This window comes from Bradyrhizobium sp. STM 3843 (assembly GCF_000239815.1).
Lineage (GTDB): Bacteria > Pseudomonadota > Alphaproteobacteria > Rhizobiales > Xanthobacteraceae > Bradyrhizobium.
In genome coordinates, this window is sequence record NZ_CAFK01000165.1 from 18,660 (window position 1) to 33,413 (window position 14,754).

The 14,754-nt window shown below is 60.9% G+C and carries 10 protein-coding genes; 3 read left to right on the plus strand and 7 right to left on the minus strand.

Features of this window, described 5'->3' with window-relative positions; all coding sequences use genetic code 11:
• Positions 1 to 221: 221 nt before the first annotated feature.
• Both BRAS3843_RS17965 and BRAS3843_RS17970 read left to right on the plus strand, forming a co-directional pair.
• Positions 222 to 2,597, plus strand: coding sequence for a mechanosensitive ion channel domain-containing protein (locus tag BRAS3843_RS17965; protein ID WP_035982040.1), 2,376 nt, complete (start codon positions 222 to 224; stop codon positions 2,595 to 2,597).
• A 351-nt stretch (positions 2,598 to 2,948) separates the two neighbouring features.
• A complete protein-coding gene (locus BRAS3843_RS17970) occupies positions 2,949 to 3,968 on the plus strand; it encodes an OmpA family protein (RefSeq protein WP_008970402.1) in 1,020 nt (339 codons plus the stop codon).
• 344 nt (positions 3,969 to 4,312) lie between these two features.
• Here BRAS3843_RS17970 and BRAS3843_RS17975 read toward each other — a convergent pair whose 3' ends face one another.
• From BRAS3843_RS17975 to BRAS3843_RS18010, 7 genes are all read right to left on the minus strand, one after another.
• The gene (locus BRAS3843_RS17975; RefSeq protein WP_008970403.1) at positions 4,313 to 5,323 is read right to left on the minus strand and encodes an adenosine deaminase; all 1,011 of its coding nucleotides are present in this window, start codon (positions 5,321 to 5,323) and stop codon (positions 4,313 to 4,315) included.
• 697 nt (positions 5,324 to 6,020) lie between these two features.
• A complete protein-coding gene (locus BRAS3843_RS17980) occupies positions 6,021 to 6,956 on the minus strand; it encodes a DUF5996 family protein (protein ID WP_008970405.1) in 936 nt (311 codons plus the stop codon).
• 540 nt (positions 6,957 to 7,496) lie between these two features.
• Entirely contained in the window at positions 7,497 to 7,919 is a 423-nt protein-coding gene (locus BRAS3843_RS17985) for a hypothetical protein (RefSeq protein ID WP_008970406.1), read from the minus strand.
• A gap of 89 nt (positions 7,920 to 8,008) precedes the next feature.
• On the minus strand, positions 8,009 to 9,151 hold the full coding sequence (locus BRAS3843_RS17990) for an MBL fold metallo-hydrolase (protein ID WP_008970407.1): 1,143 nt from the start codon (positions 9,149 to 9,151) through the stop codon (positions 8,009 to 8,011).
• Between the two features lie 499 nt (positions 9,152 to 9,650).
• Positions 9,651 to 10,028: a VOC family protein gene (locus tag BRAS3843_RS17995; RefSeq protein WP_008970408.1), complete on the minus strand. Its 378-nt coding sequence runs from the start codon at positions 10,026 to 10,028 to the stop codon at positions 9,651 to 9,653.
• A 395-nt stretch (positions 10,029 to 10,423) separates the two neighbouring features.
• The gene (locus tag BRAS3843_RS18000) at positions 10,424 to 10,822 is read right to left on the minus strand and encodes a DUF4279 domain-containing protein (RefSeq protein ID WP_139024899.1); all 399 of its coding nucleotides are present in this window, start codon (positions 10,820 to 10,822) and stop codon (positions 10,424 to 10,426) included.
• Positions 10,823 to 11,379: 557 nt separating this feature from the next.
• Positions 11,380 to 12,009 (minus strand): hypothetical protein, encoded by a 630-nt coding sequence (locus tag BRAS3843_RS18010; protein ID WP_035982033.1) that lies wholly within the window; start codon positions 12,007 to 12,009, stop codon positions 11,380 to 11,382.
• Positions 12,010 to 13,182: 1,173 nt separating this feature from the next.
• On the opposite strand from BRAS3843_RS18010, the gene BRAS3843_RS18020 reads away from it, so the two are divergent.
• Positions 13,183 to 14,613, plus strand: a complete 1,431-nt coding sequence (locus BRAS3843_RS18020) for a hypothetical protein (RefSeq protein WP_008970413.1) — start codon at positions 13,183 to 13,185, stop codon at positions 14,611 to 14,613.
• Positions 14,614 to 14,754 lie beyond the last annotated feature (141 nt).

Here is a 14,754-nt window from a genome sequence, read left to right on the forward strand (position 1 = left end):
CATGTGAGATGCCGATTCGTAACACGATTGGTAAAATGCTCGTGAGCAGCGGATGTTTGTAGTTGGCGTCGGAAGGTGGAGGCAAATGCCAACATAATGTCGTGACGTCGGCAAACTTCCGACACATGGCGGCGACGAAAAGGTGTATCTCCGACATGACGCATGGCGAGAGCGGCTCCGGTTCCCGGAGCCTCAAATCGCATTTTTTCGAAGAGGCCCGCGTGGCGCATCGATCTCTCGTCGCGATCCTGTTCGCTGTCACTGTCCTTGCTTCTCCGGCCCTCGCACAAAGTGCTCCACCGCCTGCCGCGGCGCACGCCAATGAGGTGCTGACACCCGAGCAGGCGCGGCGCGCGCTTGACACGCTGCAGGACGACGCCAAGCGCACGCAGATGATCGAGGCATTGCGTGCAATCGCCAATGTCTCGCCGCCGGCACAGGCGACTTCAGCGGCCGCAACTTCCACCGCCGGCCAGCCGCAACAGCCTGCGCCGGAGGAGAAACCGGCGATCCCGCTCAGCGCGGACAGTCTCGGCGCGCAGCTGCTGCTCGCCGTCTCGGAGCAGGTGACCGAGATTTCGCAGGATATCGCCGAGGTCGTGCGCACGCTGACCCATTTCAAGGCGTTCTACTGGTGGTTCATCCGCACCGCCAACGATCCCTTGGCCTACAATCAGCTCATCGACATCGCCTGGAAGCTCGCGCTGGTGCTCGGCTGCGGCTTGGCGGCCGAATGGGTCGGCGTGCGACTGATCAGGCGGCCTCTCGCCTATCTGGAGCAGCGCATCCCACAGGCTGCGCGTGCGCCGGCCCGGGCCGTGATGATTGCGGATCCGCCGTCCTCGGCGGCCGACGTTTTCGAAGAGCCGGCGCCGCAGCGCCGCCGTCTGTCGCTGGTGCGGGTCTGGCAGTCCGTCGTCCGGCTGCCCTTCGTCCTTGCGCGGCTCATGCTCGAACTCTTGCCGGTGCTCGTCTTCGTTGCCGTTGCGACCTCGCTGCTAGGCACAGGGATCGGCGATCAGCCGACCGTGCGCCTCGTGATTCTGGCCGTCGTCAACGCTTATGCATTGTCGCGTGGCTTGATCTGCGCGGTGCGCGCGCTGTTTGGTCCGTTCGGTCTGATCCGCGTCCGCGGCGAAACCGCGGCCTATATTGAGATCTGGGCGCGCCGCATCGTCGCGGTGGCCGTCTCTGGTATCTGCTTTGCCAATGTGGCGCTGCTGCTCGGGCTGCACCGCGCCGGCTATTGGGGCCTGTTGCGGCTGGTGATGCTGGTCGTGCACCTGTTCGTCGCGATCATCATCCTGCAGTGCCGCCGCCAGGTCGCGGATCTGATCCGGGCGCCGTTCGGTCAGGTCGGGATTGCGGCGCGCGCGCGCAATCGCGCCGCGGCGCTGTGGCCTTACTTCGCGATTGCCTTCGACATGGCGCTGTGGGCGGTGTGGGCGCTCAACATCCGCAACGGCTATTCGCTGATGCTGCAATATTTCGTCGGCACCATCGCGGTGATCCTGGTCACCCGCCTGCTGACGATGGTCGTGCTCAGCGTGATCGATCGCGGCTTCTCGATCCGGCCCGAAATCCTGCAGCGCTTCCCCGGACTCGAGACGCGCGCCAACCGCTATCTGCCGCTGCTGCGCCGGATCGTCGCCGCCATCATCGCGTTTGCGGGCTTGGTTGCCGTGCTTGAAGTCTGGGGCGTTGACGCCGTGGTCTGGTTCTATGGCGGCCAGATCGGCAGCCGCCTTCTCTCCGCGCTCGCCACCGTGGCTGTCGCAGCACTCGCGGCTGCCGCCATCTGGGAAATCAGCAATGCCCTGATGGAGCGTCAGATCGACGTGCTGTCGCACGAGGGCCATTACGTACGGGCGGCGCGCCTGCGCACGTTCCAGCCGATGCTGCGGACGGCGCTGTTGTGCCTGATCGTCACCGTCGTCGGCCTGACTGCGCTGAGCGAGATCGGCGTCAACGTCGCGCCACTGCTTGCCGGCGCAGGGATCGTCGGCATCGCCATCGGCTTCGGCTCGCAGAAGCTGGTGCAGGACCTGATCACCGGATTGTTCCTGTTGCTCGAGAATGGTGTCCAGGTCGGCGATGTCGTCTCCGTCGCCGGGCTGTCGGGGACGGTGGAGAACGTCTCGATCCGCACCATCCGGCTGCGCGCCGCCGATGGGGCCGTCCACATCGTGCCGTTCAGCGCCGTGACCACGATCACCAATTCCAGCCGCGGCGCCGGCAACGCGGCGGTCAGCGTCAGCGTCGCCTACAAGGAGGATACCGATCGCGCCGGCGAGATCCTCAAGGACATCGTCGCCGAGATGCGCCGCGAGCCCGAATATCGTGCAGCGATCCGCAGCGATCTCGAATTGTGGGGCGTCGACAAGGTCGATGGGTCGATGGCGACATTGGTCGGCCAGATCCGCTGCACCGATTCTGGCCGTTGGCCGGTGCAGCGCGAGTTCAACCGCCGCATGAAGCGCCGCTTCCAGGAGCGCGGCATCGAGATCGCCTCCAACGGCCAGATCATCGTGATGCCGATGCCGCAGGTTCTCGATGACGTCGGGGCGGACGGTGCGCAACGTCGGGCGTTAGGTTAGCCGACGGCGTCACAGCCCATCGTCATTCCGGGGAAGCCCGTCAGGGCTGAACCATGCCGATTTGCGTAGTGAGGCATTCCCAAGGCACGCACAAATAAACGGGCGGCGGCAGAATAGCTTCGCGGCGGCATCGCGACGAAACCAACGCCCGCTCATTCCGCTGAAAACTACGAAGTGTCCTATTGCTTCGCCTTCACCAACTTCGGCGTCGATGGCACGTCCGAGTAGCTGGCGGGAATCTGAGGGCGACGATGAACCGACATAAAGTCCGGAGCGACCCATTCATAAGCGGATCTTTCAATCTGAGTTCTACCCGTTCCTCAGTCGGCCTCTCCTTGGGAGATAATCAACATGGCGTCGCCCGGGAAAATCCAGGAGTACAGATCGCAGGCACCAGATACGATTGCGGCGAAGTTGTTCAATTTTGAAGTCGGCAAGTTCGCCATCAAGCCGGAACATTCCAATTGGCTGATGAGTGTCGTCGCGCCGAAGCTGAGGGACGGAGGAAGCCTGACAATCATAGGGCTTGCAAGTCGTACCGGCAGCGACGATTTCAACATGCAATTATCGCAGAACAGGCTGCGGACCGTCATTGATTTCCTTCGCAAGCAGGTGCCCAACAATTTCAAGATTGCGCTCGAGGTGGCGAAGGGCGAACGCGCGGCCATGTATGCAGGCGAAAAGGATGGGGTGGAAAACGAAAGCTGGCGTGCTGTCATCATCTCGGTTTGGAATAAACCAAGCCCGCCGCCGCCCCCGCCACCACCGCCGCCTCAGCCGAAACCTCAAATAGATCCGGTGGAACACAAATCCTACAAGCGTTGGCTTGGCTTCGGCGTCAAGTCTGGTGGACAGTTGTTGATCGGCGGCGTCGAGAGCACGACCGCGTACGTCGTGAACCTGGGAGATCTGGAGACCTTCGATCTCCAGATCATTAGCAGCCGGTGGGGACTGGGTCTTGGAGGCAGCGGCGGGGCCGTTGCTGTTCTCGGTTTTGGCTTCACGGTTCCATATGAGTTGCACCGTAAACCCCTAAACGACTGGGGCGTCAACGTCGCCTTTACCGAAAAGCTAGTCTCGAAATCGGCGCTGCAAGCAATCCATCAAAGCAAGTACTTCATCGATGGTTTCAAGAACGGTCGATACGTGGCGCCCGCGCTGAATGCGCGAAAGACCTTTACGGCTATTGGGTTGCTTCAGAACGTACGAAGTGCACTCCACACGCTGTACGGAGGACTCGAGGCAGCCAAGGGCTCGGGCGTCATCGTGCTTGATTTGCCGGTTTTAGGCGTGGGACTTGAATTGTCCGCCTTCTTGACGCGCGGAACTATGTACGTCTCGAATCCATCCCAATGGATTGAGCCGAGTTAAAGGCTCGGACGAGACTCGCCAAAGCCTCGCCGCTAGCGCGGAGAATTTCGAGCCTGCGGTTTGGGCCGCTCGACGAACGGTTGGCCAGCCGGATGCTCGCCGAGTTCCGATTCACAGCAGGAGAAGGTGAGGAGGCATCGTGCCGGTTTAACCGGCTACGTTGGTAGGGCCGAACCACGTGTGGCGTCGTAGCATGCGATGCCGTTTGATGTCGCAATTGGGTCACAACCGGCCTATGGTCCCCGGATTGCAGACGTCCGGTCAGGCCCCGAGAGCGCACATCCTCAGTGCCGCCCGGAAGGTCGGGAACGGGCCACTCGCGGTCATACAATATTGCTTTGGCCTTAGAAGCTTGCAAAGTCATCGACGGCAGCAAGATACTGACTTCGTTCTTCCGACGTGATGAAAGCGGCCTCAAAGCCGTTTCGGACGAGTCGCACGATCTCCGCCTTGCTCAACGCAAGGGCTTTTTGACATTCGATCAAATTTTCACTTACGTATCCTCCAAAGTAAGGAGGATCGTCTGAATTTACCGTCACCAACAGATTGGCTTTCAACATGGTGCGAAGCGGATGGACGTCGAGCCGCGGCACCACCTTCAGCCTCACATTCGAAAGCGGGCAGACTGTGAGAGCGATGCGACGATCAGCGATCTCTTTAGTCAATGCCGAGTCCGACAGGCAAGCATTGCCATGATCGATCCGATCGACCTGCAGAACCTCAATGGCTTCCCGCACGTACGATGCCGGTCCTTCCTCGCCTGCATGGATGGTGGTGCGAAAACCTCTGTTACGACATTCAAGGAAAAAGCTCTTGAATTTTGAGGGCGGATTACCGACCTCAGCGCCGCCCATCCCAATGCCCAGAATCTGGTCGGCCCAGGGCATGATTTGATCAAGAAGTTCCATCGCCTCGGCTTCGCTTCTGTGTCGGTGGGCACTCACCATTAGTCCGGCGCTTATGCCGATGTCTCGTTTAGCGTCAGTGATAGCTCCAAATATGCCTTTCAGAATGGAGGCCATCGGCACGCCGCGATCGGTAAAGCTTTGAGGACCCAGAAACAGTTCGGCACGAACAACGCCGTCCCGGACCGCGCGTCCGAGATAGGCCATCGTGACGTCGTAGAAATCGCGCTCGGAGACCAAAACGCGGCAACCTTCGAAATAAAGGTCGAGAAATGACTTCAGGTCCGAAAATTCATAGGCGGCGCGAAGTGCTTCGGGGCTGTCCCACTTGAGGTCAACACCATTACGCTCCGCCAGCGCGAACATCATCTCTGGCTCGATACTGCCCTCGACGTGCATATGCAATTCGGTCTTCGGAAGACCGCGGATGAATGGCGCCAAGTCCGGCATTCAAGATCACCCATCTCTTTGAGGCTGTTTTCGCTCTGGCCGTACCATGAACCCGTTCTGCTGTCGAAAGCAAAGCCGGAATGATTCATGTGGAGTCAGCTATGGGTCAAAAGCAGCGGTTCGGGGCGAAGCAATCCAGCGTCCGGTGCGCATTCAGAAGCAGACGTGGAAAGAACGAGACATACAACGCACGTACAATCCGCGCGGATCTGAGGAGGCTGACTTTCAAACAGAGGTGGGTTTTTTGTTTTTTTAAAGGATGAGAATTTCGTGTGTGAAACAGGGAGCGGTCCGCAGGGATAACCCCTCCAGACTTTTGACCACCCCCACCTGCTCACCTGCAAGTCGTTTGCTCGGCAAGCCGAATAAGCCGTGGGTGCCCGTCGAGACCTTGTCTGCTTCGCAACGAGCAGCTGACTTCTGGGCCACATCCCTGCGAAATTGATCTCCGCATACCTCCGGTGTCCGCTTGGGTGCCGCTTATTGCGCGGCCCTCTATGCCATCAACACTGTGGGCATTGCGCCGGTGCTCGGCATGAGGCGAGGTGAGTTCAACGCGCCCAATACAGTCTGGATCGAACGAAGCGGCGTGCATCTTCTTTACGGAGCGCTCACTGGCTTTGTGGCCGATTTGGTTTCCGACCCCGAAAGTGAGGATAGCGGTCCTCCGCGTCGTATATCGGCCGGTACTATCCACTCAAACTCGACGCGGCTGCCGAGGAACGCCTACCGGACATTCGAGCCCAGCACGATCCCAGCCGCCGAGATCGGCCGCGATTCGATAAGTGCTCTCCAGGAAATCCATGAGGGTTGCTTCCGGATCGGACGAGCGCCTTACCGCATCGTAGGGCAGCAGAAACTCGCCCAACTTCTTGTCGAAGTATGCTGCCCCTGGTGACGGCCGCGCGGCCTCGAACCCGTCGGGTTTGGGATATGCGTATGAGTAGAATGCCGGAAAGTCGACGCCATTCCCACCTGGCCAAAAACCAGCCGATGAAACTTCATGGCTATACGCCTCGCGTGTGACCGCGTCAGGCAAGGCCGGAACGCCACCCGGATGGCGCGGCGCAGGGCGACCCGAGAAGCGGGTCACCGCGAGGTCGAAGCTGCCCCAGAAAAGGTGCACGGGACTATTCTTGCCAAGAAAGCCCGTGCGGAAGCGCTTGAACACGCGGTCGGCCGCTACGAGCGCGTGGAAGTAACGTGTCACCGCCTCTGCATCGTAAGGCCGCTCCGCTTGATCATCGGTGAATGGGGTGGGGTCGGGTACCTCGTTCGGCTGGCCGAAATCGTCGGGCGTGGCGCCGATCGACCGGAGCAGATCGATAAACCGCGCGCAAAAGCCGGCCACCGACATGCGCCCAAGAGCGAACTCCGCTCGACGTCCATCCGTGGCGGCACCCGTCACCGCATGGCCGAGAAGGTCTAAGGTGATCTCCACGCCACCCGCATCATCGGGGACGAGTGACGTCGTTAGACCCTGCGCATTGACGTAAAGGGTCGCATGCCAGGAGTGGTTGACCCAAGGCGTCCGCGCGAGCCGGTACTTGCCCACGATCTGCGCGTAGAGATGTAGCGCGGAGCAGGTCTCGCGCCATGGTTCATAAGGGATATCGGGCCAGCCGGAACTCACGATGGTTCCTCCTGTTCGACGGGGATCGTGGATTGTATCCCGACTTCGCCTCACCATCCTGCAACGTCCGCTGGTTCAGCACAAACGTCTCCGCAGTCAGATATCTAGAGTTTGGCGTTTAGCCGGGACCCACGCCGAAGAAAGCGACGAGTATCGGAATTGATCAGCTTCCCGTGATGATCGAGCAGCTTGTCAGCACACTTCCGGCTGCTCGCCCTTCGGCGGAATACCGGTCGACGATAACATCGCCCCGAGACGTTGTAATGACCTCCCGCCGTCGCATGCGCGGCCTTTATTGACCTATGAGCAGTCTAGCATATCAAGCAGCGAGGGGGGGTGCCCTGAGAAGCGGCATCTGGCCCAGCCGAGACATTAGCAAAAGTGTGGATCTCCGAGTTGGGTCAATCGCGACGGTCCTGCCCGATCTTTATAAAGCCCGGTCTACCCCTCAGAGCCGACATTTAGGCCACAAGCGGATTGCGTCGCAAAGGGCCATGAACCGACATCTCGCCAATCAAGCAGCGATGCTCGTCAGGTTCCTTAGCGGCCGTAAGGGAAGCAGCGGTGGCGATCGAGTGTGAGACCGAAATGCGCTCCCAGCGCAGCGATGGCCGCGTCCTGCTCAGGATAAGGATCGGCATTGGAGGCGGCAACGATGATGATCCGGAACCCGCCGCGATCCTTGCCGCCCGGTGGCAGCATCGCTGTAGCCAGTGCATTGCCTTCCTCGTCGCGCAACGTGAGGAAAAGCGGCATCTCTCGCTGTACATGGGCCTCGAGGCCGATATCGCGCTCGATCGCGTTGGGCCGCTCCGGACGCCGGGACTGGACTGCCTTCTCCCGCTCGTAGCGGAAATATTTCTCGACTGTGTGGCTCATCAGGCGCGACTCACGCGCCGCTTCACCCTCCGTCTCGATACGGAACCAGGTCTTACCCTCCGGCGCGTCGCAAACATACTGCATTTCGTCCGTCCTGCGATCGCCTCAATTCTAGGGCGGCGGTCCTGCAAAGCCAATAGGAGATTCGCTCCTGTCGCGCGTAGCGTCCTTGCTCAGGCAGTGAAGACGAAGCGTGTGCCCGTGTAGGACCGCAGGAGCTTGTTCGGGATCTCAGCCTTGGCCATCTCGTAGAACGGTTCACCAGTGCAGTGCAGTGGAATGACGTAGTCGATGTCGATTTCCTTCAGCGCTGTGATCGTGTCGCGCACATAGTCCTCCTTGTAGGGCGCGAGGTGGAAGCCGCCGATCACCGCATGAACCTTGTTGATGCCCGAAACCGCTTGGGCCTGTTTGATTGCGTTGATTACCCCGCGATGGCTGCAAGAGGTCAACACGATTAACCCGCGACCTCTTAGATTGAACGCGATGGCGATCTCGTGCCGAAACTGGTCCGGGATGACAGCCTTCGTCCGTTCGTCCTCCGGAAGCTTGTCGGCATAGCAGCCAATGCCGTGATCCACGCCAATCTTCATGGCGCTGGGGGACAGCAGCTTCTCAAAGCTCGCCTGGCCGATGTGCCCCGTGGTGAAGCCGTGATCAGCGACCAGTGCCGGTCCTTCTGCATAGGTTACCGCAACATTGGCATCCTCCAATGCTTTGCGATCCAGGGCTCCGAAGTCGCCCCGCACCGGTGGAGCCGTCCATTCGCGCGAGCAGAACGCCTCCTCGCCGCCGACGTAAATCGGCAGCTTGGCTTTGAGCTTGCCGTTGTTTTGCATCAGGAAGCCGGCGAGACCGCCGAAATGATCGTAGTGACCGTGACTCAAGGCAAGGGCGTCAAGCGCGGCCGGATCGATGCCGACGAGATTGGCGTTGTTGATCAGCGCGTCGGGTGTAAAGCCGAAATCCATCAAGACATTTCTTGTTTCGGTGCCGCGCCGCGACTCGACGTGCATCGACAGGCCGAACTCACTGATCAGCGTCTTACCGGGTGGCTTGCCACCACCGATGCCCCAGCCGAAGTGTTCGATCTCGACATCGGCAACCTTCCGACTCGGCGCTACGGCGAATTGATAGCTGTCGACGACCACGCGTACTGCCACGCGATCGATTTCCGGAACCTTGCCGGGGATCGTTTCTGCACGTACTGACTTTGCGCCGCCCATCAATGTCGACACAATGGCGCTGAACAGAGCAGCACCGCCGCCGCACACCACGTCGCGTCGATGAATCGCATTGCACTGGCAAATTAACATGATCGAATCCTCCCTTTGCGTGGCCTTTGATGCTGCAAGGCGTTACGCGGAACGCTCTCCAGGGCGGAGGCGTGGGGTGCCGCACACGCCAGCGTCTGGCAGCCCGCACAACGAGGAGTAAACCCATGCTATCCCGCGCTGGAGACCATGGCGAGTCCCATTCGGCACCGGCGAGGCCAAGCCGGTTTCAATTGCGAGATAGAAGCGCTGCGCCGTGCGCTCGCCTGATCGGCGATGCAGGCGCATGCTTAGTCCGGTTCGGGTCACAAGCGGTCTTGTCTCCCATGAGTGCGCTGGGTCCGCTCTACCCCTGAAACCAGACATTCAGGGTTCTGAGGCGATCTTCGGCTATGGGCCACTTCCGGACGCATGCATCGCAACAAATTGCGGCGTGTTCGATCAGTTCGTCGGGCACAAGCCGCACCTGGCTCATTCGGGCAGTCACACTTTCCGAGAGCCTCAACTGGCAGCTTCGACGGGCGGCTTCGGAGTCCGCGGGTCAGCGTTTCGTGGACACCCAGGCCATGAATGCACCGGTCGCGTCCGCCCCGATGGCAATGCGCCCGAAATCGGGGACGTCGAACGGCTGCCGGATAATCTTGCCGCCATTTCCCTCGATCTTGGCAATGCGCCGGTCGACATCGTCGACTGCGAGATAGCTCAACCAGTGCGGCGGATCGCCATCGGGAACGATTCCGCGCATGTCGAGGATGCCGGCCACCGGCTTGCCCTCCGCCTTGGCGATCCAGTAGGTGCGGTCCCGGTCCGGCATCGGCATGCCCTCGAACGTCCAGCCGACTGTCGCGGCATAGAACGCCTTGGCCGCCTCGACATCCCGCGTATACAGCTCGTTCCAGACGAAAATTCCGTGAGTCATGGCATCCTCCGTGTCATTGGTCTTGACTGGCGCCGCCGGCGAAACCGACCTGGACCCACCCAACTCGGCAGCGCCCGCCCAGAGGACGAACGAGATCTTGCAAGCCCGACAGCGGGCGTCAGCCTTGCCCTTCGCCCCGGCTCTATCCAATCGCGCAGGCGACCGCGGCAATCAGCGCCAGGTTAGCTCTGGGTCACAAGCGGCCTATGGGTCCCGGGATTGCAGACTTCCGGTCATGCCCCGAGAGCGGGCGTCCTCGGCGCTGCCCGTAAGGTTCGAAACGGGCCAAAAGCGGCCTTCTCGCGGTCAAACGTAGGATGGGTTGAACGCAGCGATACCCATCGTATCTCGGCGCAAACCGCCGCGAACGACGGGTTTCTCTGCGCTCGACCTTTCTACGAGCTGTCAGCCACGACAGTGCTAATCGACAGCTTGATCTGCATCTCTGCAAGCTGGCCGAGCAGTTTCGGTTTAAAGGTTTCCGTGGGCCACGCTTCCCCGACCGTCCACATGACTCTAAACTCGATGCAGCCGCCGTCGGCGACAAACTGCTGCAGGTATCGATGTGCCGGGCTCAGCTGCTGGATCAGCCCCGACAGGCATCGGGCGAGACCGATATCGTCGGAATCGCCAGCCGCTAGAACCTTCATCCAATAGTTCTCTTTGTGAAATCCTCCTAGCAGGGCTCCGTCAGGCGATGTTCGCACAGAACCTTTGCTCCAGCAGCGACCTGGCTCCAACATCAGCGCGGAAGATACATCTTCCGGCTGCCGCGTCGGATGCGTCAGCGCCAATGCGACGGTGTATCCTGATGGTGTCAAAGCATACTCCGATCTGATGACCGTGCGGACAGTGCCGAACGAGGGTCGCACCAGGATTCTTAGGCGCAGTGTGTAGCTTTGTTCAAATTAAACCGACTTAGTCACATTTCATCTCTAAGATGTCCGTTCCGGGTCTTGGCTGTGTGAAAACGCCAAGATAGTTGAGAGCGATAGAAGAAGTTGTTTGTCCAAGGCCGATCTGGCGCTAATGCTCGCAAGCAATTTCAAGTTGGCCGGCGACCTGAAGAACGTAATTCTAGCGGTCTTTCGCCTCCTCGCGTTTTTACACAGGCAGGGTCAGAAGCGGCCTATGGGTCCTGGATTGCATACTTTCGACCATGCTTCGAGAGCGGACGTCCTCAGCGCCGTCGGGAGAGTCCGCAATGGGGGATTCCTGTGAAAGGCAAAGATTTGTCCGCCGAATACCGTCACCTCAATGTTGAATAAAAGATAGGTACGGCTGAACAGACTGGTGCCATCATTGAGAACACCGACGCTGCGGCTGATCCAACCGTCCCGTCAGCCCTGTCTCACTCCCTGAGAAACGCGGGCAGCATGTCGTCGAGGCTTTCCGCCAGAACGGCGCGTGCGCCATTCCGTAAGGCCGTGCTGTTGACCGCTTCCACCGCGGACAACGGGAACAACGTGCTATCGATCTCGCGATCGAAATCTTTCCTCGGCAAGAAAGCCTGCACCAGCCGCGATTGGATCGTTGCGTAGGGATTTTTGCGAATGGCGAAGCTATCTCCGTCAAAAACCGTCACGAGAAGATGAGCGAATAGGTACGTCTTCTTGAAAGGACTGTTCTGATAGACTCCAACACCGCTGAGGGTCTGGTTGGTTCGAGAGTATGCTCCGGGAAACGCCGTGATGACGACGTAACGCTTGCACCTGGTGCTGCCCGCGATATGCCGAACGATGTCTGTCAATTGGCTCCTGGGGGTCTGAAGAGGTTTAGATGGAGGATCATAAAAAGGCTCGAACATGCTCTTGGGGTAGGTTAGGCGCAGCACGGTAACGCCGGCGCCGGCCGCGACTCGAACCCGGGCGACGATGAGATCATCGAGGCCCCAGCCCTCGATCGGCGCCACTAGAGTTTCGCTACTGAATGCGGTGAGCCCACTCTTCTTCACCATGAAGCGGTCGGCGGCAGCAATCACCCCGAGGCATCGCCTGTTAGCCTCCGGTGGGGACGCTACCGTAGCTGCCACAGTGTTCAGCGCGGGGGTTATGGTGGAGGGTCTGGCCGTGGATGCCCGGGTCTGGGCCAATGCAACCGATGCAAGACAACTCAGTAAGAACACGACAGCGGAACACCGAACCATCTCGAACTCCCGGAACGAATCGCATGCCTGACTTACTAGCGCACCGCAGGCTGCAATCGAGACTTAGGCCACAGTGTACGCTCGCACCACCAATCAGGACGATTGAAGAGATCGAACGGCGACCAATCGAGTCCTATTCGGCGCTGCTCTCTCGTTGCCAGCAATCGACACAGCGCACGGCGGACGGCAGCGTCTAGAATGTGCTTGAGCCCCGAAGGGCCAATGAGAGTGCCCGTCGGGCAGTCCGCGCAGGTACGCCATGCAGATACTGCCCGTCGTGCCACTGTGTCGCACATGCGCGCGCTTGTCATGTCGGGCAAATCAGGACGATCTTCTCCCACGTCCCGCGCTCTTCAGGAGGGGCGTACGCGTCGTCACGATACGTGGGGTGCGGGATGCGATGGCCGCGACAACGTCAGGCGCTTTGCGCAAGACGACTGGCGATGTGGCGGACGGCGAAGTCGTGTGGTCCTGATATCCCGACGCTGATATCAAATTCGCGACGATGCTTCTCGACATTGCTTTGCGATGCGAGGGCATGGCGCGGATGACGGTGGCCAGAAAGCCCGGTGCACCGAGGAGATCACGTATAAGCCGTAAGCCCATCGCGCAGGGAAGGCCGGGTCGTCCGGCTGGAACCTGTGGTACCTGCCGCCTGCATTTTTTCCGCAGGCGGGCCACAGGCCTCGGTCGAGGCCTGGCCTTCCCTGCGCCCTCCGTCCCGCGAGGGCGAGCCAACCGCAAAGCTCGGACGCCTGGTGCGCCGCGAGACTGCGAACGCACGCCGAACCGGGAATGACGGCTGCCGTGACCCCGCAGGATTTAACCACGGCAGGCACGACCCGACCGGTGTTTCCAAATGAGACAAATCTGCCACACATGGACCTTTTTCTCGACCCAAAACTGCCCCGGAGAAATTCCTAAAATTTCGGTAAGAGCGCCGAAAGTAAGACTTTGGCAAGAAATGGAAAGTTACCAAAGGCTCAACGCCATCTGGAGAATTCGAACGTGAGCGAACAGGCCGAACAGACCAGCGCCGGCGCCGTCGTTGCGGAGCCGGTTGCGAACCCGACGTCCCCCGCCGAGACTAAGATGATGGACGCGGCGATGCCGGCGGCCGAAGTGCTCCAGTCCCCGAGGATCGCGCCCGATCACGAGGCGCCGACCGCCGACGTGCCCCGTATCGAGGTCAAAGCTGACGGCGGTGCGGAGGCTGTCGCGACCGCCAAGACGGACGCGGCCGAAGCCGATATGCCCAAACCCGAGGCTTCCAAGGCCGAAGCTTCCAAGCCTGAGCACACCAAACCCGAGCACGCCAAGAGCGCCGACAAGCCTGCCGAATTGGCGGCCTCCAGCGCGGCGAAGCCGACTCTGACCATTCTGGAGCTGACCAAACCCGCGCAGGCCAAAGTCGAACCGATCAAGGCCGAGACGCCGAACGTTGAGCCGCCGAAGCTCTCCGCACTGGGTGCCTCGGCGCCAAAGATCGGAGCAGCGAGCTCCACGCCGCCCAAATTGGACGTGCCTCCCAAGCGGTTGATCATGTCGCACGGGGTCGACGGCGCGGCGGGAGACACGGTCGGGGCAGGCGCTGAGCGTGGCGCAGCCGCTGCGAAAGCAAAGCTGAGACTCGATCCCTTCAAGTTCGATGGATCGGCGAAAACGGCTGCCCCTGATCCAGCACCTGCGGCCGCGAAGCCGAACACACAGGTCCCGCCAGCTTCGGTCGTTGCGGGCCGGCGCGGTACGCCGGCGATCGCGGCGATGTTCCTGCTCGCCATGCTTGCCGGCGGGATCGGTGGTGCAGCCGTGACCATGGCCTTGGGCCATGGCGCGACCGAACAACCAGCCGCGACGGCCGCGGCCGACGATCCATCGCTCGCGGCTTCCGTGGCCCGGATCGATTCCGATCTGGCCACAGTGAAAGCGGGCCTCGAGCAGACCAACCAGACCAGCCTGGTCGAGCTCAACAAGGCCGCCGAGCGCCTCGACAAGCTGGAAAAGGTGCAGGGCGAACTGGCGGCCAAGCTGGCCAAGCCGAGCGAATTGCAGAAGCTGAGTGACGCGGTGGACCGGCTGCGCGCCGCGCAGGCCTCCGCGGCCGCGCAGGCAACGGCGAGGGAGACCGCAAGAGAGCCAGCACGGGACACGACCAGGGACACCACGGCCTCGGTTGCGCCTGCGCAGCTTGCCTCTGCGGCTCCCACCGCGTCGGCGCAGGCGGCGGCGCCCAAGCTTGATGCGAGCAGGCCGAAGATCGTCGAGGGCTGGGTGCTGCGCAATGTCGGCCGCGGTGCTGCGCTGATCGAAGGCCGCGACGGGCTGTACGAAGTCTATGCCGGCGACCCCGTGCCCGGGCTCGGCAAGGTCGATGCGATCAAGCGCCAGGACGGCCGCTGGGTCGTCGTGACGACCAGGGGTCTCGTGGTCTCGCGCTGACCTCCTATCGCTTGAAAGTGCAACGAGGCGCTCACCATGAGGTGAAGCGCCTCGTTGCATACTTGCCCGCAACTTTCCGTTTTTCGGCTATTTTCGAAAGCTACCAAGCGCCTGCGCGGGACGCGGTTGAAATAAAACGTG